Source organism: Alteromonas sp. CNT1-28 (assembly GCF_022348345.1).
Taxonomy (GTDB): domain Bacteria; phylum Pseudomonadota; class Gammaproteobacteria; order Enterobacterales; family Alteromonadaceae; genus Alteromonas; species Alteromonas macleodii.
Genome location: NZ_JAKREZ010000048.1, coordinates 1 through 22,771 on the forward strand (window position 1 = coordinate 1; position 22,771 = coordinate 22,771).

At 46.6% G+C, this 22,771-nt stretch carries 17 protein-coding genes; 10 read left to right on the forward strand and 7 right to left on the reverse strand.

The genetic code is table 11. The features are described from left to right. Both MHN02_RS19895 and MHN02_RS19900 read right to left on the reverse strand, forming a co-directional pair. Positions 1 to 225, reverse strand: a 225-nt coding sequence (locus tag MHN02_RS19895; RefSeq protein ID WP_239247805.1) for a hypothetical protein, incomplete at its 3' end; no start/stop codon positions are given. A gap of 13 nt (positions 226 to 238) precedes the next feature. Further along, on the reverse strand, positions 239 to 415 hold the full coding sequence (locus MHN02_RS19900; RefSeq protein WP_156087398.1) for a hypothetical protein: 177 nt from the start codon (positions 413 to 415) through the stop codon (positions 239 to 241). Between the two features lie 1,273 nt (positions 416 to 1,688). On the opposite strand from MHN02_RS19900, the gene MHN02_RS19905 reads away from it, so the two are divergent. After that, the gene (locus MHN02_RS19905) at positions 1,689 to 2,984 is read left to right on the forward strand and encodes a site-specific integrase (RefSeq protein ID WP_239220270.1); all 1,296 of its coding nucleotides are present in this window, start codon (positions 1,689 to 1,691) and stop codon (positions 2,982 to 2,984) included. 559 nt (positions 2,985 to 3,543) lie between these two features. On the opposite strand, the gene MHN02_RS19910 is transcribed toward MHN02_RS19905, so the two are convergent. Then, positions 3,544 to 4,245 (reverse strand): hypothetical protein, encoded by a 702-nt coding sequence (locus MHN02_RS19910; protein WP_101566828.1) that lies wholly within the window; start codon positions 4,243 to 4,245, stop codon positions 3,544 to 3,546. 446 nt (positions 4,246 to 4,691) lie between these two features. Between MHN02_RS19910 and aldA the strand changes: the two genes are divergently transcribed. Together aldA and MHN02_RS19920 are read left to right on the forward strand one after the other, a co-directional pair. After that, the gene (gene aldA, locus MHN02_RS19915; RefSeq protein ID WP_101566830.1) at positions 4,692 to 6,131 is read left to right on the forward strand and encodes an aldehyde dehydrogenase; all 1,440 of its coding nucleotides are present in this window, start codon (positions 4,692 to 4,694) and stop codon (positions 6,129 to 6,131) included. Positions 6,132 to 6,369: 238 nt separating this feature from the next. After that, a complete protein-coding gene (locus MHN02_RS19920; RefSeq protein ID WP_101566832.1) occupies positions 6,370 to 6,747 on the forward strand; it encodes a hypothetical protein in 378 nt (125 codons plus the stop codon). Between the two features lie 67 nt (positions 6,748 to 6,814). Here the strand turns inward: MHN02_RS19920 and MHN02_RS19925 are convergent, their stop codons facing one another. Together MHN02_RS19925 and MHN02_RS19930 are read right to left on the reverse strand one after the other, a co-directional pair. Next, complete coding sequence (locus tag MHN02_RS19925) at positions 6,815 to 7,912, reverse strand: hypothetical protein (protein WP_239247807.1); 1,098 nt, start codon at positions 7,910 to 7,912, stop codon at positions 6,815 to 6,817. A 381-nt stretch (positions 7,913 to 8,293) separates the two neighbouring features. Beyond that, the gene (locus MHN02_RS19930; protein WP_231513036.1) at positions 8,294 to 10,288 is read right to left on the reverse strand and encodes a sigma-54-dependent Fis family transcriptional regulator; all 1,995 of its coding nucleotides are present in this window, start codon (positions 10,286 to 10,288) and stop codon (positions 8,294 to 8,296) included. A gap of 536 nt (positions 10,289 to 10,824) precedes the next feature. Between MHN02_RS19930 and MHN02_RS19935 the strand changes: the two genes are divergently transcribed. The 6 genes from MHN02_RS19935 to MHN02_RS19960 all read left to right on the forward strand — a co-directional run bounded on the left by MHN02_RS19935 (position 10,825) and on the right by MHN02_RS19960 (position 20,511). Then, entirely contained in the window at positions 10,825 to 12,621 is a 1,797-nt protein-coding gene (locus MHN02_RS19935; protein ID WP_231513035.1) for a PQQ-dependent dehydrogenase, methanol/ethanol family, read from the forward strand. A 93-nt stretch (positions 12,622 to 12,714) separates the two neighbouring features. Then, complete coding sequence (locus MHN02_RS19940) at positions 12,715 to 13,356, forward strand: Rieske 2Fe-2S domain-containing protein (RefSeq protein WP_101566836.1); 642 nt, start codon at positions 12,715 to 12,717, stop codon at positions 13,354 to 13,356. A 12-nt stretch (positions 13,357 to 13,368) separates the two neighbouring features. Continuing rightward, entirely contained in the window at positions 13,369 to 13,830 is a 462-nt protein-coding gene (locus MHN02_RS19945; RefSeq protein ID WP_069945400.1) for a hypothetical protein, read from the forward strand. A 19-nt stretch (positions 13,831 to 13,849) separates the two neighbouring features. Next, entirely contained in the window at positions 13,850 to 17,170 is a 3,321-nt protein-coding gene (locus tag MHN02_RS19950; protein WP_101566838.1) for an FG-GAP-like repeat-containing protein, read from the forward strand. 22 nt (positions 17,171 to 17,192) lie between these two features. Beyond that, entirely contained in the window at positions 17,193 to 18,341 is a 1,149-nt protein-coding gene (locus MHN02_RS19955; RefSeq protein WP_101566840.1) for an alpha-hydroxy acid oxidase, read from the forward strand. Between the two features lie 121 nt (positions 18,342 to 18,462). Continuing rightward, positions 18,463 to 20,511: a TonB-dependent receptor gene (locus tag MHN02_RS19960; RefSeq protein WP_158297413.1), complete on the forward strand. Its 2,049-nt coding sequence runs from the start codon at positions 18,463 to 18,465 to the stop codon at positions 20,509 to 20,511. A 328-nt stretch (positions 20,512 to 20,839) separates the two neighbouring features. Here the strand turns inward: MHN02_RS19960 and tnpA are convergent, their stop codons facing one another. After that, positions 20,840 to 21,268 carry an IS200/IS605 family transposase gene (tnpA, locus tag MHN02_RS19965; protein WP_239247809.1) on the reverse strand — a complete coding sequence of 143 codons (429 nt, stop codon included), beginning with the start codon at positions 21,266 to 21,268 and terminating at the stop codon, positions 20,840 to 20,842. Between the two features lie 144 nt (positions 21,269 to 21,412). After that, positions 21,413 to 22,330: an HrgA protein gene (locus tag MHN02_RS19970; RefSeq protein WP_069945404.1), complete on the reverse strand. Its 918-nt coding sequence runs from the start codon at positions 22,328 to 22,330 to the stop codon at positions 21,413 to 21,415. Positions 22,331 to 22,529: 199 nt separating this feature from the next. Here MHN02_RS19970 and MHN02_RS19975 point away from each other — a divergent pair. Beyond that, positions 22,530 to 22,771: hypothetical protein (locus tag MHN02_RS19975; RefSeq protein ID WP_239247811.1), on the forward strand; the 242-nt coding region annotated here is incomplete at its 3' end.

The window sequence follows — 22,771 nt, forward strand, 5'->3', positions numbered from 1 at the left end:
GGTAGCGAGTTTTTTTGCATCTTTCTTCAACTGGAAACATTGCGCATGACTGTTTTGTAAAACGGACAGCGCTTGGTCGCTGTCTTTAACGAAAAATTGTGATGAAGAAAAGGTTCGCTCGGTAGTTACGATCACATTTGTCCACTCAATTCCCTGTACTTCAATCAGTGAGCCAGTTTCAGTATAAAACTTAGGAGGGTTATCTTTGTTTATAATAAACCACATTGTGGGTTATCTCCTATAGTTCTTCGATTGTTATTTTATAGCGCTTTCCTGCTTCTAAGCGTACCGGGCTGTGCTCTTCGTTTTCGCAAACTAATCGAACTCCAAACTCCTCGACTACTGTTAAATCATCTTGCTTCTTTTGCGCCTCACTCTCAAACGAGACCTCAAATTTTTTATCAATATCTTTCATTTATTAATGCCTATTTTTTGGTATTGTGTCTCAAAAGAGTCCACACCGTGTTTTTTTAAGATCTTAGCAAGATTATCTAATCGCCACGTTATTAATTCATCTATTCGGCCATGACGCTTCGCATACGCCATTTGAGTATTTGAGTTTATTGCTACGACAACAAACTTTAACGGCTCTGCAATGCTTTCTTGAGCAATCACTTTCGTAATAGAATGCGTTTCAAGGTGCCTAACAAATTTCCTAGATAATTACTAAAAAAATCCTCAACACTTTCATTCATAAGACTTCAAATTGATAACTCCTGATATCAGCATAATTGAAGTCATCGCAATTCCAGAAATATTAAGCCATTTAAAAAATTCGCTACTCACTCCACTGATACTCAAATATATAAAAAAGGTGAGCAGTAACCCAGATGATATTGTTGTATATCTAGTTGGACCAGCGGGGGCATTTGAACGAAAACCTACGGTTTTGAATCCTGTGGCACCCTCGAAACCGTAGGTTTCCGTCAGATAGCCGCTAACCCGGCATTTGCCCTTAAAACTTGGTCATCTTTGGAACATTACCGAATATTCAATGCTGTGACAGCCTTTTTCATAGCGAACCCTGGAGTTGTTTGAATTGTCCTAGGATGGGGTCCTGTGGAAGAACCGACAAATTTGACAAGTTTGCTTTTAAGGCAAGTTGACGTTCTTGGGGGCTATATCTAGTCAAAGTTGCACAAGTCTTTGTAAAATATTGATTTAATCATCTACAAAATGACATTCGTCACCCTAAATAACCAAAAAAGGTTTCAACGTAAACAATTTTATTTGAACATTCGCAACGCGACGTTTAATGTGAATTACCAGAAGTAAGAAGCAATATTTGCTTATAGGATTGTGTTAAATGCCAAATTGGATGGTGGAATTTTTGTATGTTGTTCTAATGTCTAAGCGATGTGTTTTTGCGTTCTTGTTAGGGATTATCCTGTTCTTCTTGATAAGCGCTTATGGTCACCATGCTTTGGAAAATTTTCAACTACAAGGAGTTTTTAAAGGAATTGAAGATGTTGTCAGAGATAAATTTCTTAGACGGTATGATAAATTAGCTCTCGGCGCTCTGATTACCTGCTGGATTCTGGCAATTAAGTTTTATATCAAAGATAGAAAGCGTTTCTTATAAACCTGGAAAACCATGAAATGACATCTCAAGTTGCCATTCAATGAAATCGTAATAATAACTGTTATTACGATTTTGAATTGTCAGGATATAGTGTTATGCTGCTCAAATGAAATATCATCCCATTACTGACACCATCGACCTTCAAGCGTCACAGCGAGATATTCTTGACACTCATGAATTTAAATCGGTGTACCCTACTTTGTCTGAGTATCTTGATTCATTTGAGCAACAAGGCATTCCTGCAAAAAACGATTTGAAGCAATTGCTTAATTTTTTGGTGACAGGCTTAAGCAATGCAAAAGGCACTCAATCAAGGTTCAGAAATGAGGCTGAGAGATTTACCTTGTTTTGCTGGCGCGAACGCGAAAAATCTGTTCTAGATACTAAACTTGAAGATATAAAGTTGTATATCGATTGGATCTGGTCACCACCCAAAACACTCATTGCTGATACAACAATATCGAGCCGCTTTAAATACAGACCTAATTCAGATATTCGTGTTGTCAATCCAGAATGGCGCCCTTTCGTGCATCGCACGCCTAAGGCAAATCGGAAAATCGAATCGTTGATAGCACCTGGAAAGGCTTCCAGTACTAAACATGCCTATAAAATCAGCCAAACGTCACTTCGCAATTCATATGCATCATTAAATGTTTTTTTTAAATGGTTAATCGATGCTGAGCTGGTTATGCGTAACTATTTGGCGGACGCCAAGAAAAACTGCAAATATCTGATCAAAGTTAAAATATATCAGCCACCACATACGTTTGATGATGAAGTCTGGGAAACATTTATCCAATGCCTTACGGTTGCAGCTGACGAAAACCCGAAGTTTGAAATTCACAGGTTTGTAGTGTTATCCCTAAAAGTATTGTTCTTAAGAATTTCGGAATTATCTTCTCGTGACTATTACACCCCTTTGTTCAATCATTTTCGACCGGATCCTAGTAATGAAGGCTGGGTGTTGCATGTTGTAGGCAAGGGAAAAAAAGAACGTGTAGTAACGGTGCCTGATTCATATATCGAAAATGTACTGGGTAGATACCGTGAATCGATGGACTTAGCCCCCCTTCCTAGAATTGATGAGGACACTCCAATCCTCCCATCAATGAAAACTGGTAAACCGCTTAAGCAAGACAGTGTCAATAATATTGTTGAAGAAGCGTTTGATTTGGTTATTTCTACTCTTATGAAGAGTGGAAAGAAACAACAGGCGCTTGATATTGCCGGTGCATCATCACATTGGTTGAGGCATACCGGCGCTACTCAAGCATTAGATGAATTGAATGAAACTATGTTAGCCGAAGAACTTGGCCATGCCAGTGTAAAAACGACAGTTGAAATTTATGTAGCCCCGGCACACAGAGACAGAATACGCAAAGGTTCACAACGTAAGCTCTGAGCACCAAAATACATTATTATGAACTTGGAAATAGCATATCTTAGAAAAGTACTGATAGTCTCAGTTTGATCAAAAGCGGTCATACTAGTATATCGTTCTAGATGACTGTTTTGTAAGCGGATCGGAGATTACATATTCTTTCCTATGAAAACACTGAACGTGGTTTTTTAGTGGAAACGGACAGCTTACTGCAACTTCGAGCAGCATCGGTCAGCTACCGGATCGCGTAAGGCAAAAACGCAGGTAAAACAGTATTTCCTTGCAAGCCTTGCCCGAACAAGACAAAGGTAACAATAGACATTTAGCACAAATAGACGGCTTTAGTTTGCATTCTGTCGTTTTCGCCGTCACTCATCAAACAGATAAGTTAGTGCACTTGTGTCGATATATCGCAAGGCTTTCCACATACCTCGTACCAAACTTCAGTACCAAAGACGAGTTCACTTACTTATCTTAACGACAATTCATTTCATGTTTTCTTCAAAATACCTACTGTGTAAACGTGACGCCAGACTTGAATGCATCTATCACTATGTCTAGTCTATAGCGTTAATAATTCTCATACTCCGAACACGCCGGATACCGTCGAATCATTTGTCGACCTTGCAGTGACAACAACACTAATCCAATCAGGTCGCACCTGTTGCTGGACTTTGCCCCCCGGCAACAATTTCCATTTTGCGCCTGACATTTCGTTAAGATTTCCCGTTTCCAAACGAAAGGTCGCCATTTCAGCATGTGTTGGGTAACGTCCATTTTGAATTGGATAACCCGCCCGAATATAACGCTTCTTGAAGTTAACCCGCAATTCGCCAACAATTAGCTGCAACGCGCCATTGGCATAAAACAGCGTTCCAGAAGTCGTCACGGGTTTACCTCCCAGTCCTAATATTTGGGGGGCGATTTCGCTGACCGAAAACGTCACGACTTCGCCTGCTGACAACTGAACCAATTGAGCATACACTTTTTGTCCTAAACGCTCGGCCAGTGAGGCAGAAAATACACTGGCGGACTCATGATCATAGCCAAGTAAGTCGGGTACGTTCGCCTCTTCCTCATATTTCAACCCTGCCAACATCTGTTTAACGGTTACTTCAGGAATGGTCGGCGATAGCTTGTCACTCCTTGCCCCTGGTAGTTCTTTGACTGCTATGTAATCTACCCCCTGCTGCCAGACAATGCGTTCCTCAGCACTCGCTGCAATTGATGAGAACATCACTACAACGACCATGATCCAACGGATTGATTTTGTATTTATCATGTTTAGCCTTCTCAATTCACATTAAAGTAACAATAATCAGCAATTCACATACCAGTCTGACGTTACAGTTATTAGCAGCCCGAGCACACCGCCAACGACACTGATAATTTAATAAAAATCATAATATTAAAGACAAATATATAGCAGCCTATGCACGCTTAACGGCAGGCCACATTGGCGTAAGGCGACTTCATTTGTAAAAGAAATGCGACAATTGCGATGCTACAGCTGATGCAAATCAGCTCGATTTCGCTGCGCCCTGAATATGCTCCACATTCAGAAAATATGAAAAAAATACATTTATTCAAACACATAAAGACAATCAGCGATATCTCTAAAAAATGGTGCGCCGATTGCTCAGGTAACCATGAAGCGACACCACTGCGCAGTTTGATCCGCAGTGCGTGTCACACGATATTTTCATGATTAAATTAAGAGAATCGCGTATGTCTGAGATACCTGTATATCAAAATTATATTAATGGTGAGTTTCAACCTCATTCAGCATCTTATATCGAGGTCACTAATCCCGCGAACGGTGAGCTACTCTCCCGGGTACCCAATGCGGATACGTCGGAGGTAGAAGCGGCCATAACAGCAGCGAAGAAAGCACAAAAAGCCTGGGCAGCGAAACCCGCGATTGAACGAGCACAATATCTGCACAAAATCGCCGATAAGTTGCGACAAAACGCGGAACACCTGGCAGCAGTAATTACCAAAGAACAAGGTAAGGTCCTCAGTCTGGCAACCGTTGAAGTAAATTTCACCGCCGATTACTTAGATTATATGGCTGGCTGGGCACGTCGAATTGAGGGTGAAATCATCACCAGCGACAGGCCCGGTGAAAACATTTTTATGTTCAGAAAACCATTGGGTGTAGTCGCCGGGATCCTGCCCTGGAACTTTCCGTTTTTTCTGATTGCACGAAAAATGGCGCCAGCACTGATCACCGGCAACACCATCGTCATAAAGCCTAGTGAAGAAACGCCAAACAATTGCTTTGAATTTACCCGACTGCTCGACGAAGTTGATTTACCCGCGGGTGTTTTTAACGTGGTTTGTGGCACTGGATATGGAGTAGGCCAAGCACTAACGTCAAACAGCCAAATCGATATGATCAGCTTTACCGGCAGCGTAGCTACTGGCTCAGCGATTATGGCAGCCGCCGCGCCAAATGTTACCAAGCTCAACCTTGAACTTGGAGGAAAGGCGCCGGCAATAGTGCTTGAAGATGCCGACCTCGATCTGGCAGTCAATGCAATTAAGGCATCCCGGGTTATCAATACAGGCCAGGTGTGTAACTGCGCAGAACGAATTTATGTGCACACTGCGGTAGCCGATAAATTTATAGAAAAGTTGAGTAGTGCGATGGCAGCGACGCGCTATGGTGACCCAATGAAACAGTCCGATCTGGAAATGGGACCTCTCATTAACCAAGCCAGTCTGGATAAAGTCATCTCCATGGTGAGTAAGGCGAAAAGCGAGGGTGCACAAGTCATCACCGGCGGTAAAGTTGCAGATATCGGCCCGGGATTTCATTACGAACCTACTGTTCTTGCAGGGTGCCACTCAGACATGGAGATCATGCAAAAAGAGATTTTTGGACCGGTATTGCCCGTGCAAGTAGTAGCCAGCCTGGAGGAAGCCGTTGAATTAGCCAACGCCTCTGAATACGGCCTGACATCCTCGGTTTACACCCGAGATCTCAGGCAGGCCATGCGTGCAATTGACTTACTGGACTATGGCGAAACCTACATTAATCGTGAAAACTTTGAAGCCATGCAAGGGTTTCATGCCGGTACCCGTAAGTCCGGGATTGGCGGTGCCGACGGCAAACACGGGCTCTATGAATATACCCGCACCCACGTCGCCTATGTGCAAAACTAAGTCTAATTAATCTATAAACAAAGCGCATTGTGGCGGTATACAGTGCGCTTTTTGCCGAAACGGCAATTACTAGCAGTTTTGTTAGGGCTGCAGCCCTCTGTATCACGAAGCTAAAAGGAAAATGAAAACTAACAACGCATAGTTCATATTATAGTTTACTGTTACAAACAGCGTTAGCCTCAGCATTTATAAAAAGTTTTCAGCGGTACCCATAGCCTATTTTACGTGAAAGTTAATCATGACAAGATTAAAAAAGAAACTAAACCGAATTCACATACCTACTTTTGAAATAAACTGCCCATATACCAATTCAGTTAACCAGCAGACAATTGAAGTATTCAGCACAAAAATTCCAGCTAATTTTGAAATAAAAAAAGCTGAGCTAGTGTTATGTAAATTAGCCATCGAAGATTCAATAACTTTTTTTACTGAGCAAAAACCTCATAAATTATTTGACGGAAACGCCTTTTTAATAATCAATTCAATAGATATTTACTCATCAGTAGAAGAAGCTGATTATTTTTTTCAGAAGACTCAGGCTCCCCCCCCTCAAAATAGTATTAGATTATCAGTTAAAAACGCCAGAAATAATCACGTTATATTTATAAACAATTAAATTTAAAATTAAAAAAACCGCAGGTTGATGCTGCGGCTTTTTATATACTCACAAAGCAATGAACAGATTAAAACGTCACTGAGACCTCAACGATAATACCGTCCCACTCTGCTCCACCAGCAGCACCGAATGCTGCAGTACCGCCTCCGGAATACTGTTCTTCCTCTTGCTTAACATATTCAGCTTTGAATAACGTGAAATCATTCATCCACCAGCCGCCGCCCAACTGCAAACGGCTTGCGGTGTTATTGCCGGTAATACCAACGCTTTCGTTATCTGATTCGGCGTAACGGGCTGCAACATAAAACTCTGAATTAATCATATAGCGCCCTTCTACAGACCAAAACTTCATTTCAGATTCCTGCTCTACATAACTGGTTTGAAACGCCCCCTGGCCATTTTCCCAGCTATAATCGTCTTTTGCACTCCCGTACAAAGCATGGAACATAACTGTATCGGTCATGTACTGGACATCAGCCTGCCAGATAAAGGCGTCAACGCCCGGCACAATCAACGGGTGGGTTACTCTGGCATTCGGTGCCGAACTGGCAAACTGATAGTTATCGCCGTCTCCCACAGCAATCAACGAGCCAGCGGTCTTCCCTTCTACAGCACTCATCTCATGATTGGTGGAAAAAACACCTGCTGCAAACGATAAACCATTGCTTAAATTATAGGTTCCGCGTAAGCCGTAGTTGTACCCTCGTCCGTCGGAAAAGTCCGCGAAAAAGTCCGGTGTCGACAACGTACCATCCCAGGTAATACTGCTGCCGCCTGCCAGTTTATGTACCCCATACAACCACAAACCTTCTTCTGCTGTGATCATGTCTACCAGACTATTGCCAACAAATGGGTTACTTTGCACTGCCGCACCATCAGAATAGCGCAGGAAGTTCTGCGTGGTGGCGATCATATTTCCCAGCCTGACACCCACTTCCTGATTAATCTGATACTGTATCCACGCTAAATCCTGGCTGATAGCAGCGCTGCCGTTATTCCAGTCGTTGGGCTCCTCGGCGAGTTCGGCAAAAACAGATAGCTTGTCTGTCAACTGCGCATTAATATTTAACGCAAAGCGCAAACGATGAAAACCAGAGTCAGTGTTAGCATTGCCCGGGTCCGCAGCTGCGCCGTCGACTTCCATCCCCGCCTGCCAACTTTGCATCACCGCACCAGACAACTGAATCCGGCTTTTTTCCTGCGCAAATGAAGCCGGACTAAAATAAGTCAGTGCTAAGGCAGAAGTGGCTAGTACTATTTTATTAAACTGCATTTCATTGTGTCCCCTGTTTGGAATTTAAACTTTCATTCGCAAATAAGGGATGGCAAAGAACATGCCATTGTAATTAAATTGTAAAAATTAAGTTTAACCATTAATTTAAAAGGAAATTTAAATTGATACGGACTTTATAGAAAAATCATTTTTCTTAAAAATTAAACTAGTGTCGCACGCCATTTGCAGCATAATGCAACAATTAATTACGGAAATAAAAAACCGTTAATTACCTTTCGACAATTAACGGTTCAAATAATAAAACTCAGATTATTAGTAAATATCGTTGGGCTGAACAATATTGTATTTTTTCATTTTTCGGTAGACCGTTGAACGGCAAATATTGAGCTCTTCTGACACCGTTGTAATATTCCACCGGTGTTTTTTTAACGTGTCTAATAATAACTGACCTTCGTGACTGCCTGCATACTTAGACAAAGCCTTTTCTTTGACAACACCAGTCTCTTGCTCCGTATCTAACGCATCCAGCGAATGATGATCGAGAATCTCATCTGGCAAACTATCAAGCGTTATCAAATTGTTTTCGCTCACCGCAGCGGCATATTTCAACACGCTCATTAACTGGCGTATGTTGCCAGGCCAGTGATACATTTCCAGCGCCTGGCGAGCCTTTTCATCTATTTGATAGTCACCCAGGTGCTGTAGCTCTCGTCTTACTACATTGGCAATAATAGCTGATTTATCGGTACGCTCCCTTAGCGGTGGCAGTTTCAGCGCCATGCCATTGAGGCGGTAGTAAAAGTCTTCCCGAAACTCCTTTTGGTCTATTCGCGCTCGCAGATCCTGGTGGGTGGCAGAAATAACCTGCAAGTCCAACGCAGTCGGTTCGGTGGCACCTAATGGCATTGTTTCTCGCTCTGCCAGTACACGTAGCAAGCGTGTTTGCAATTGCACAGGCATATCGCCAATTTCATCTAAGAACAGGGTTCCTCCATTGGCCAGTTCCAGCTTGCCCTTCATGCCATTTTTGTTGGCGCCAGTGAAACTGCCACTGCGATATCCAAATAGCTCACTTTCTATCAACGTTTCAGGGATGGCAGCACAATTTAATGCGATAAAGGCATGGCCGGCCCGCGAACTGGCATCATGGATTGCCCTGGCAAAGGCTTCCTTACCCGTGCCGGTCTCGCCGGTAATTAATATTGGAATGTCTTTATCAATAACTTGCAGAACTTGTCGCGCGATTCTTTGCATCCGTGGATCTTCACCACTTAATTCGTTCAGTGAAGGATGCTTTCCTGAAGTTAAGGGAGAGGCTGCTTTAGCAGCAGTCCGAACCGATCCAGACGCCACCGACCGGGAACCAGGCACCCGCAATGCCAGTTCAATCTCTTCCAGTAATAGTGGCGAATAAACCTTTATAACATTGCTACCACCGTTTGTTTTGGTGAGTAACTCATCGATAGAAATACCAATGATATCTTGTAACCGGCTCCCTGGGAGCAGTTGATCAGTTGGCAGCAGTGACGAGTATTCAAAAAATGACGAACGATTTGCCCCGGTGATAACGCCTCTTTCGTTAACCGCTAATAGCTGCTCCTGCGCCAAATCGAAAAAGCTTTCCGCCGGACGAATATTCAACGTCATCTGATTCCGATAGGTCTTGCGAAAATAACTGTTTTCAATCATTCGCCCGTACATCATGACCATTTGCAGCGTCATAAACTGGCTGCTTCTGTTTTTGTCAGCGCCAAGACATGACGCGTTCAGGCAGCCACGTAATTCCCCCATGGGATCAAATATAGGGGTAACGGAACAACTTAAGTCTCTGTGACTGGGATAAAAGTGCTCATCCCGGTGAATAATAATCGACTCTTTTTCAACCAGACAGGTACCAATACCATTGGTACCTACCTGATCCTCCGCCCATCGTGCCCCGATAAGTAATCCTGACTCTTTGCTGCGGACTTTTTCCCGAGTAGGTAGATTGGTCGCCAGGGTTAACCCTGAAGCATCGGTTAGCACAACCGAGTAGCCTGCATCAGCAATTCGCTTCGATAAACCAGTTAGCCCCTGCCGGGCAATATTTAAGTAGTCTTCCTGTTGCTGCAATTGCAATCGCATCTCTGAGGACGATAAAACTTCAACCTCGTTGGTCGCATGCGGATCAAGGCCGTGCTTTAGCAAGCTACGTTGCCAAGAGCGGGAAATCGGTTCTGTCGGCTGAATATTTCGAAGCTGAAATTCGGCCGACATAAATGTTTCAGCACCACTAACGTCCATAGATTGCGAAGTTTGTTTCATCATTACCGTCGTACTCCGTTCTTAGTTTATTGCAGGCAATGTACTAGCAGCATCAGGCAATTCCCCTGGTCAACTATTCAACACCTTATCAAATTAACGTAATGATGCAATTTTTGTAACATTTTTTTCAAATATGCATTTTTTCTTGTATTTACCGCCACATTGATGTGGATCCGTTTGCCGCCCCACCATCAAATAAAGAGAAAAATAAAACAAATACAATCACTTATTATTTTTTAGTTGTTATTACTTAGTAGCTAAAAGCCCTGCAGGGAAAATACGGCAAAACGGCTCGGCAAATATTGGTAAGTGCGATTCTGCCAACCGCAACCGAAAAGTGTCTCATTGTTGCATTAACGCTGCGACAGGTGTTTCTTCACTCAAACGACTTTCTGTACTTAATTTTTTCAACGAAACAGCACGTCCCAATAAACCTTTTAAAAATCAACAAATTAAGAATATAACCATCGGGAAATGTTATTGGCATGTTAATTGATTTAGGCATTCTGCTCGAACAAAACGACTTTCAGAGGTAAAAAATGAAAAAAACTAGTGCTCCACACCTGAGCTACCTGAGTTGCTGTCTGGGGTTAGCAGGTATCATGGTTAGCTCTTATGCATCAGCCGCCGGTCTGACCAAGCTAACAAAAGAAATTGAAGACTACAAACCTGTCACGCAAAAGCGGTTAAACGAAGCAAACCCCAAAGATTGGTTGCTACCCAAAGGGAATTACGAAGGCTGGATGTTCAGTGAACTTCAGCAAATTAATAAAAAGAATGTTAAAAAGCTCACACCTGTCTGGACCTACTCCACCAACCTGGACTCCGGCCATGAGGCTCCCGCCCAGATCAATAATGGCGTCATGTTTGTATCAACACCCTACAATCACGTGATCGCATTGAATGCCAAAACCGGGCAGGTTTACTGGCGCTATAAGCATGACAATCCTTATGATCTGTCGGTGATGCATAACACCAGCCGCGGCATTGCCTTATGGGACGACAAAGTCTATGTCGCCGGACTTGATGGCACTTTGAATGCGCTGGATGCCAAAACCGGGGAACGCATTTGTCAGGCGCAGATTGGTGACTGGAGTATCGGTGCTTATATCACCTCGGCGCCCACTCCGGTGAAAGGTAAGATACTGGTCGGCCCGTCTGGCGGCGAGTATGGCGTGCGGGGCTTTTTAGAAGCGATGGACGCCGAAACCTGTGAACAGGCATGGCGCACATACAGCGTACCAGGTCCGGGTGAGCCAGGTCATGAAACCTGGAAAAAGCAAGGAAAACGCCCCGACGCATGGAAATATGGTGGCGGAAGCATGTGGATGCCGGGTAACTACGATCCAGAGGCCGACATACTTTACTGGGGAGTGGGTAACGGCTCACCATGGCTCGGTGATCAGCGCCCCGGGGATAACCTTTATGTGGCTTCATCGATTGCCATGGACCCGGACAACGGCAAGATCAAAGGCCATTTCCAGTACCATTACAATGATTCATGGGACTGGGCCGCCATGAATGCACCAATGCTGGTTAATTTTAAACAAAATGGCAAAACGGTTAAGGGCCTGGTCTCACCTCAGCGTAATGGCTACATGTATTGGCTGGAGCGCAGTGACGACGGTGAAATAGGTTATGTTGAAGGCAAACCCTTTGTTAAAAATAACGCCTTTAAGTCGCTTAATAAAAAAACCGGTCGCCCTACCTATGACTATGATCATGTTCCGGTCACGGGTAAACGGGTGGATTACTGCCCTAGTCTGTGGGGCGGTAAAAACTGGCCTTACGAGTCTTATAATCCGCAAACCGGCATGGTTTATGTGCCGGCCAATGACAACGTATGTAACTCATTCCTCGGCAAATTTCAGGATGATGTTGAACCTGCATCCGGGCAATTCTGGGCTGGCATCGATATTCCCGACCTCGATGTTTACCTTGATGACCCTAACAAGGGTGTAGGTCAACTTCAGGCCTGGAATATCAATTCCCGCGAAAAAGTCTGGCAACACGACTTTGGCAAAACCATGAACTGGGGCCCTGTGCTATCGACAGCAGGCGGCATTGTGTTTGGTGCTGGTACTAACGACCGGATACTACGCGCCTTTGACGCCGAAAGCGGCGAAGTATTGTGGGAATTCCCGCTTAACTCAACGGCCATTGCGCCCCCTGTGAGCTACGAAGTTGACGGTAAGCAGTATATCGCTATTACCGCTGGCTATGGCGTAGACGCACACTGGACCAACAGTGTTCTGGCCGACAAAGATGAATCTGGTGAATGGATCGCAGATGTCCCTGAGGGCGGGGTAATCTGGGTCTTTGCACTGCCGGATTAAGTCTCTTTGGGGTGACGAAAGTCGGCGCATTGGCGCCGGCTTCCAGGTTCGTTGTACATAAACAGATTCAATAAAGTAGTAAGAAGGTATCCTATGAAAAATCGTACATCTGACAATGTCAGACAATCCCGGTGCTGCCAGGCGGATTATGATGGACCAGATAATGGCTTTCGTCGGGACATGCTGAAGTACTTGGCCTTTGCCATTCCTATTGCCAACCTCTCTGTCAGCGGCAAGCTGTCAGCTGCTCAGAACCGACCTGAGCGACTGCCACCACAACCCGGCGACCGACTGACGTATTTCAGTAAAAGCAAACGCGGCCAGATTATAAAACTATCCGATTTGGCCGAACTCGACAAACAACAGCTCATTTTGCCCTACGACGTGCAGAATAACATTGTCCGCGACGGCTCACGCTACAACCAGGTGCTGCTGCAAAAGCTCCCCGAGAGCAAGCTTTCCAATGACACCAAGGCACTATCGGCCAGTGGCGTGGTGGCTTATTCAGCCATCTGTACCCATGCTGGCTGCCCGGTCACCGGCTGGATGACAGACGAGGAAAACTACATGTGTCCGTGCCACCAGTCTGTGTTTAACCCCAAAGACAGCGGAGTTGTGATGGCCGGCCCGGCACCACGAAACCTGCCCGCATTACCGCTCAAAGTTGAGAATGACGAAATAGTGGTAGCAGGCAATTTTAATAGTTGGATTGGCTTTGGTAAGCCCCCCAGATAACGGAGAACCCCCATGAACAACAAACATAAATTAATGCTTCCTGTTACCACTGGTCTGCTAATGACGTTGTTTTGCAGCCAGGCAATCAGCGCAGCTAAGCCAATGACAGGCGTGAGTTGCCAGGGCGGCTTTTTTGTCCGCACGCCAGATAAACATATTCACTGGATAAATGACGAAGAAGCAAAGCCGGTACAGGTATACGCACAGGATGATGATATCTACGCAATGGCGGAATGTGGCACCGGAGTGGTTACCGTGTTCGAGAAAAAGCAGGCAGAAAAAACTGAGTATGCCGCTTATTACAGCCCTAACTGCAAAGATATTGGTCGCGAACAAGGCGAAACCCGCACGCTCTATCAGGGCGATGTAAAGATAAACCGCATCCGCCCGTCTGCTGATGGCCTGGAAATTCGCCTGGTGAATAACCAGTTTTTGCGCGGCAGTAGTTGCAGCGCAGTTAGCGCTATTAAGTAAGGCAAGAAAGGAAAAGGTAATGGGGCTCATTGGTCGCGGTAAGATATATATAGTAACACTGCTGACGCTGGTCAGCGCCAGTGGCAATGCGCGGTTGGAAGCCAATGAAGAGCAGGCTCTGAGCAAACTGTTAGACAGCTTAAGTGATTCTTATGCATTTACGGTTGATACTGTGTCGCCATCAACCGAAACACCAATGTTTCGGTTAGGCATGGAGCTGTTCTTTAGTAAATCACTCAGTGGTAATCAGGATGTTGCTTGCGCCAGTTGCCATCACCCATATCTTGCCGGGGGCGATAGTCTCAGCCTGCCGGTTGGCGAGTCACCGTATAATGACAATTGGGTAGGACCCGGACGCTGGCATGACTGGCAGCGTTCGGCCGATCCAAAAGCTGACGGGACACCCAATGTTGCCAGACACTCTCAAACCACGTTTAACGCGTCATTATACAGCCGCTCGATGTTTTATGACGGGCGCATTTTTGTGCTTGATCCTACCTTACGCTCCCATGGTGAAGATCAGCGCCACCGGACACCGGATAGTAATTTGTGGCAGGGCGATAGCTCTGCAGGACGCGATTTACTCGCCACTCAGGTGCGCTTTCCGGTGATATCCACCGATGAAATGCGTGGCCATACCTTTGCTGCCGACAGTACTAACGAAGGGGTACGCCACGCACTGATCGAACGGCTCAAACAAAGCGAAAATGTGCAGCAGTGGCTGCAGCTCTTTCGGCAGGCCTTCGCCTCACCCACTGGCAGCTCGAATTCGCTGATTACATTTGCCAATATCGAAACTGCTATCTCCTATTATCAGTCTACTCAAATCTTGCTGGATGCCCCCTGGTTTGACTATGTTAACGGTAAAACCAACGCACTGACGGCCAGTCAGAAGCGCGGCGCAAAGCTATTTTTAACCAGCCCGGATAAGGGCGGTGCAGGTTGTATAAACTGCCATACGCCGCCAATTTTTACAGATGAGAAATTTCATAATATTGCTGCGGTGCAGATTGGACGTGGTAAACAACCCAATGGGGAAGATTTTGGCCGCCGCGGCGTAACACAACAAGACAAAGACCGATACGGATTTCGTACTCCCTCACTACTAAACGTGACGGCAACCGCCCCCTACACTCACGCTGGCGCTTTCACGGATCTTGATGCCATCATTGCGCATCATTTGGCACCGGATGAGTCGGTTAGTCAGTTTGACTTTAGTTTTGCTAACAACCCGCAATTGAAGCACGTTGCCGGGTTGCTTAGCGACAGTAAACAACACACCCAGGGTGCACTGGCTCAGCTTAACCGAGAGCAAGCCGCAGGCAGCAGCCTGCTGCCTGACGGCCTGACCCTAACAGTAACGCAGATAGACGATTTAAAGGCCTTTCTAGCCAGCCTTACCGATCCTTGTATTACCGATAGAGCCTGTATGGCGAAATGGGTACCTGATAGCAATGCACCAGCCCCTGACGAGCACCGCCTCGTAGCAGAATTTCGCGGTCATATGCCTCCTCCTCAACCTGTAGCCATACACCTGGAGGCAACTCACACCAGTCTGCCTCATCAGACCCCGGGGCCAGCACTCCCTGCTGCGTTGCTTAGCGATGACGCATTTGGCTGTTCCCGCTCTGCACCGACGCATCAGTCTCTTGCCAAGCACCATAGCCCCCATCAAAGCGCCAAACGCTTTGATGAAGTGGCTGTGAGTGCCGGGTTAGCTCACAAACATCACATCAATTGGGAGAACTATACCCTGTCTTCGGCACAACGCCTGATCTTTAGCGGTGGACTGGCGGCCGGCGATATTGATGGTGACTGCTGGCCGGATCTATTTTTTGCAACCGGAGACGCGGCAGCGGACGTACTGTATAAAAATGAACGAAACGGCACCTTTAGCGATGTCAGTAAAGTGTGGGGATTAACCAGCGTTGAACTGTCTAACGGTGCAGCCATGGTAGATATTGACGGCGACGGCGATCTAGATTTATTCACCTCTAATCTGCTACAGCCCGAACTGCCATCCATCACCGGTCAAAAGATGCAGTTGCCAGACTCCCAGCTTCCCACGTTATACCTCAACGATGCGCAACAAAAGTTGCATGTTGCCGCTGACATCGGATTACAAATACAGCTTACCAGTTGGTCTTTTGCTTTTGCCGATGTAAATAAAGATGGCACCGTAGACATGCTGACCAACCATTGGCGCGGCCCCGGACTGGGCGGCGAACAGCCAACCCACCTGTGGAGCAACATAAGCAGCTCGGAGGGGATCTGGTTTGAAGGTCTGGATACCGAGGCAGGCCTTACAGATTTGGTAGGCAATGCAGACTTTACATTTACCGCTAACTTTACCGACATCAATAATGATGGCTGGCTGGATTTGTTGTTTGCAGCAGATTTTGAAACCAGCCAGGTGTATAAAAACCTCCGCGACGGTACTTTTGCTAGAGAGACCCACGCTCATGAGATTTCAGATCAGAATGGCATGGGGGCAGCCGTTGCAGACTATGATAACGATGGCTACCTGGATTGGTTTGTTAGCAGTATCTGGGACCCGAACGGCAAGCCGGAAGGTAGCTGGGGGGTCAGTGGTAACCGCCTGTACCACAATCACCAGGGTCGGCTGGAGGATGCAACAACACAGGCTGGTGTGGCCGAAGGGCTATGGGCTTGGGGCGCATGCTTTGCCGACTTTAATAACGATGGCTGGTTGGATTTATTTCACGTTAACGGCTTTGATCTGCCGCCACAACTCAGCCGCCATCTTGGTAACCCGCTGGCGTATCGTCGCCTGAAGCAAGCCATGGCTGAGTTTGAGAACACCCCGAGTCGGCTTTTTATTTCTAATCAGGACGGTACATTCACAGAACGCAGTCGTCAGTGGGGGATCACCGATACCTTTTCTGGCCGCGGCGTGGTCTGCATGGACTACGACCGGGATGGTGATGTGGATATTGTGGTCAGTAACCACGAACAGCGACCGGTACTGTATGCCAATCGTCACAACGATGACGCCAGCAACAACTACTTATCCATCACCCTGCGCGATAGTACGCAAAACACCCGGGCACTGGGCGCTAAAGTGCATGTGACTACCGGCAACACTACCCAGTTGCAGGAAGTACGCGCAGGCGGCGGATTTTTAAGCGGTGCGCCGTCAACCCTGCACTTTGGTTTGGGTGACGCCAGCCAGGCCGACACCATTACTATTGAATGGCCAGACAAAACAGGAAGTGTCAGTACGTTTCACAATATTCCGGCTAACCAGTTTTTATACATCCAGGCCGATCGGGGAACTATTGAGCAACGCTCACCTTCGCCCCCACCCCAATCGCAGTAACGAACAGAGGCAGTAACACGCTATGCGCTTAAACCAATGCTATAACTATCAGGACTTCAGAACCCTGGCGAGAAAACGCCTGCCAGGCCCAATCTACAATTACATCGACGGTGGTGCCGATGACGAGGTAACCATGCGGCGTAACACTGAAGCCTTTAATCAGTGTGATTTAATTCCCGGGGTACTTCGCGGTGTCAAAGATGTTGATCTGAGTATCGAGGTGATGGGTCAGCGACTTGAATTACCTATGTACTGCTCTCCTACCGCCCTGCAACGGTTATATCACCACCGAGGTGAATATGCAGTTGCGGCCGCCGCCGAAAAGTTTGGCACTATGTTCGGCGTGTCGTCGCTGGGCACCGTGTCGATGGAGAAAATTGCACAGGATTTTGATATTCCCCAGGTGTATCAGTTTTATTTTCACAAAGACCGCGAGCTTAACCGGGCCATGATGGAACGGGCGAAAGCCAGTGGCATACAAGTTATGATGCTGACGGTAGACTCAATCACCGGTGGCAATCGGGAGCGGGATTTACGTACCGGCTTTTCGATACCCTTTCGTCTGACCCTGGGCGGCATGGTTGAATTTGCCAGTAAACCCGCCTGGGGCATCAACTATCTGCTCCACGAAAAATTCTCCCTACCACAACTGCAGGCCCATATTGACATGGACGGCGGCAGCAGCTCTATCGGTGATTATTTTACCAATATGCTGGATCCGGCAATGAACTGGCAGGATGTGGCCGACATGGTTGATTTTTGGGATGGTCAGTTCTGTTTAAAAGGCATTATGAGCGTTGAAGATGCCAGGCGTGCAGTAGACATTGGCTGCACCGGTATCGTGATTTCTAATCACGGCGGGCGCCAACTTGACGGCTCACGCAGCTCTTTTGATCAACTGGCCGAAATTGTCGACGCAGTAGGCAATGATATCGACGTTCTTTTTGACAGCGGCGTGCAGCGTGGCTCACATGTACTCAAAGCACTGGCGCTGGGCGCAAAAGCGGTGGGAATTGGGCGGATGTACCTGTATGCACTGGCGGCGGCCGGACAACCAGGTGTGGAGCGGGTCCTTAAGCTCATGCAGGCTGAAATTGAACGCGACATGCGACTCATGGGCTGCAGCAGCATAAAGGACCTGCAACGGGAACATGTTCGCTTTCGTCCCTGATCCCCTGCCCGCAAAACGGAAATAACCCCTATAAAGCGATGACTTCATGAACTCACCTGTTCGCGACACATCGACAACTAACGACTGAATCAGCAAGGCCAATATGACTCAGCATCACCTAATGACCTCACTAACATTAACCATACTTCTCATGAGCCCGCCTCTGCTTGCTGCAGCAGTAACACCATCAGCGGGACCACCAGCAGCTGAAGATATTGAAGTAGTAAAGGTGACTTCAACGAGATTATCACGGGATCTCTTTGCTACCCCGGCGGCAGTTTCGCTACTCGATGCCCGGCAGGAACTGCAACTGCAGGAAGCACTGCAATTAAACGAAGCGCTTAAGTTTGTGCCTGGCGTATATTTTCAGAATCGCTACAACTTTGCTCAGAACCTGCGGATATCCATCCGCGGTTTCGGTTCGCGCGCTCCGTTTGGTGTGCGCGGCCTGCAATTGCAGGTTGATGACATCCCTTACACATTGCCTGACGGCCAAACCCAGGTGGATGATATTGATTTAAACAGCGTTGAACAATTACAGGTTATCCGGGGCGCAGCAGCAGTGCAGTACGGTAATGGTGCTGGCGGCGCAATTGATATCACCACTGTGACCGGCGATAGCCTGCAAGGAGTTAATGCCAGTCTGAATGTCGGCAGCCATGATTTTTATAAAGTAAACCTGCAGGCTGGTACCCGCGAGAACGACATCGACGCGGTTATCAGCATAAGCCACCTTAACTTTGCCGGCTACCGGGAGCAAAGTCAGGTAAAGAAAAGTACCCTGCGCGGTAAACTGCGCTGGGACCTCAGTGACACTAAAAGCTTTACGATAATCACCTCGCTGATGGATATGCCTGAAGCACAGGATCCGGGAGGCCTTACTGTCGCGCAAGTGGCTTCAGATCGACGCCAGGCTACCTTTATGGCCAGCAGGCTAAACAGCGGGCAGCAAGTGGCACAGCAAACCATCGGACTGGTTTACCACGATGAGGACATCTTATATGGCAGTTGGTCTGCCAATACCTTTGCTACTCACCGCAACTTTACCCAGCAGCTACCCTTTCCTGGCAGCAGTCTGATTAGGTACGACCGTTGGTTTTATGGCGGCAGTATTGAGCTTTCTCAGGACTGGCAGAACGCTGGCTGGCCAGTAAGGTATACCGCAGGCGCAGAAATCCGCCGTCAGGAAGACGACCGCACCCGATTTAGAGTCACTCCGGATAAAGTTGTCACGCAGCAAACCGCAGATGAATTGCAGCAAGCCACTTCAGTTGGCGTATTTGCCATTGTCGACTGGTTGCTCTTTGACACCCTCACCCTGACCACCGGCGTGCGTTATGATGATCTTGCAATGTCGATAAACGACCGGCTCGGCCTTAGTGCGGTAGGCTCAGGCGAGCGCCACTATCACCAATGGAATGGCAACATTGGTATAAGCTATCGGCCAGGCACGCAACACCAATGGTACGCCAATGTCGCTTCAGCCTACGAGTCACCTACCTTTACCGAGTTTGCCAACCCGCAGGGCAGCGGCTTCAATCCCATCTTAAAACCCCAGGATACCGTGAGTCTTGAGCTCGGTTGGCGCGGCCAGTACAACGATTTAAGTTATGATGTAGCGCTGTTTTCAATCCGCGTTACCGACGAACTCATTGCCTACGAGATTGACGGTCGGGCATTTTATGAAAATGCCGGCAAGACCAATCGCCATGGCCTTGAAACGGCCCTTCAGTGGCAACTTAACCAACACTGGCAATGGCGTAGCGCGCTGACACTGGCCCGCTATGAGTTTGGTGACTTTGCCGCACTCAGCGGCGACAACCTGAATGGCAACCGGATGCCGGGCTTACCCCAAATTCAATGGGTTAATCAGCTCAACTGGCAACAAAATGCATGGCGAGTGGAATTGGAAGGTACATTCAGCGGTAACTACTATGCAGAAAACAGCAATACAACGAAAATAGCACAGTATTGGCTGGTGAACGGCCGGGTTGGCTATGATGTTACTTCTACTTTGCGAATTCAGGCCGGTGTGCGTAATCTGTTCGATAAGATGTATTTTTCGAATGTCAGAGTAAACGCCAATGCCGACCGGGAAGTAAGCAGTCGGGGTTATTTCGAGCCCGCCCCGGGTCGCAGCTTTTACTTCGGCCTGACCGCCCAATTTTAACTGCATAAAACCTGCGCAACGCTATTACACGGTGAGGTAAGCGTGGAGTAAATTGCGCGCAAAACCTGTGGCAGACTTCTTAGAAACGTTAACCATTTCTAAATGCTGCAGAGCTTTGCACATAAGTGACCTCCGACTTATAGAGCTTAACTAGCAATTATACTGTAAACGCGATGAGCGTTGCGAAAAAAATATCATCCCGATCGAGAAACATTGCGGGAATGAATGACCATCTTGATTGTTTTGTAATCTATAGTGTTGTGGCAGCATACACACCTCACGGGAAGAATTTAATAGATTCCCCCGGGCATGCCCGGGGTTCTTACGGTTACAGCTCCATTCGGAGCTGATCTGAATCCTTCCGACCTTGATGCTCAACGTAGTTCCGTATTGTGTGCTCGTCTAAGTCTACGCTGCTTACGAAGTAACCCGGCGACCAAACAATATTTTCATTCCAATAGACCTTTCCCAGCCATTTGAATGTCTTTCTCATGTTTGACGCTGACTGGGCTTTGAGTTTGCCCATCACTTCTGCTATCGAGTATTTCGGAGGGATGACCATCAGCATGTGCATATGGTCATTATCAAAGCCCATTCGCTCTATCGTTACGCCGGGCATACCTCGAAGCAGCTTCGGCAACACTTTGCGCAAATACTCCACGACGAAAGGCTTCAGTATCCGACGCCTGTATTTAGTTACCCAGACTACGTGATATTGAAGTCTATATAGACCATGTGCTGAGACTCGAACTTCCATCTTCGTAGCATACAGGCCTCGGACTCATTCATCCTCGGGTAAACCCGTGGTGTTCTGTCGCTTCGCGACCGGTCACATAAAAGCAATGTCTAATACTAAACAGTATTAGACATAGCGATCGTTTTATCTCGTCCGTGTCATTCGCTATTTATTCCATACACTTGGTATCAGTTCTCCTGTTTGGTGATATATACCAACTTGCTTAATATAATTCATGAAATCTGGGTTTTCCTCTACGATACGATTTGCCGATACCCAGTCGATATCAGATTTTTCCTTTGCTGGTATAAGAATTTGGCTGTTATATAAATCTCCAACATCAAGTAACAACACCCCTATTCCGTGCAATGAGCAAAGCATTTGGAGTTCAGGCTCCACACCATCTGAGATACCTGTTGAAACTAAGTATCCGAAGTTAGCCCAACTTGAGTTAGAGACTGCTTGGAAAAAGCACTTCCTCACATTTGCACGGGTAAGTTCTTTTTTTACTTCAAAGGACCAGAGCCTTACTGATTTGTCGTTACCGAATCTCACGCATGTTTTTACAACCTGAGACCAACTTTTATCCAATGGCTCCATGGCTACAATGTCAGGATGTAGCCAATGATTACCGCCTGCGCCTTGGCTATTCTTCGACGTTTTTTCATCAATACGATGACAGTACAGACCCATATCCTTATTTAAAAACTCGATAAGTATGGGATATAGGTCGTGCTCTTTTAATTTAAGATCTTCCGCTTCGTGCAGTTCATCATCCACTGCGCTTAAGTCTTCTTCCTGCGGATTATCTTCCCAGTAATACAAACGTGGCCTTGGTTTTTCGCGAGTTTTAATATTGATGCACTTCACTTTGGCTCGACGTGTTCTCTGACCACCAACTTCTGCCGCCAGTTGTGCGATAAGCTCTTCGTCATTGGCGTAGTTGGGATTCTTCATCTTCTCAGCCATTTCGGCTGGATAGCGTTCGAGAAAAAGCTTGGCAAGCTCACGTGCGGTCAGCTTTTCACCCTTATGATCACGCAAGGTTTCGATGATCATATCTACTCGCGTTTTGTTACTCATTTAAATGATTCCTCTATTCGAACAATCGAGATATCACTAGAATTGTATTTGTATTTTCTAATATCATCGTTTTGCAGAATATTGACTACTTCCTTGATAAAAATCTATGGTTCCTCGTGTGTGCAGAATACCTTCATTTTCATTGATTGAAAGTAAAGTACCTCTTACCGGTGGATAGTTTGAATCGCTGAACAAACGCATGTCAGTGTTTGTTATCGAAACAAAGTCCTTTGCACTGATGCTCTTTTCCTCAAGTACACGATTAAATCCTTTAATCTCAGTATCTCTAAACTTCGAAGTCTTATGGATGACAATCCTTGCAGGGGGTTCTTCTGCATACCCCCTAGATATCGCTTACTCGCAGGTTTCTAAGGATTTAATGTTCATCAGTAAAGAGCTGCTTGGCGGCAAGGGGCTCAGACCATTCACTCCCTCACAAAA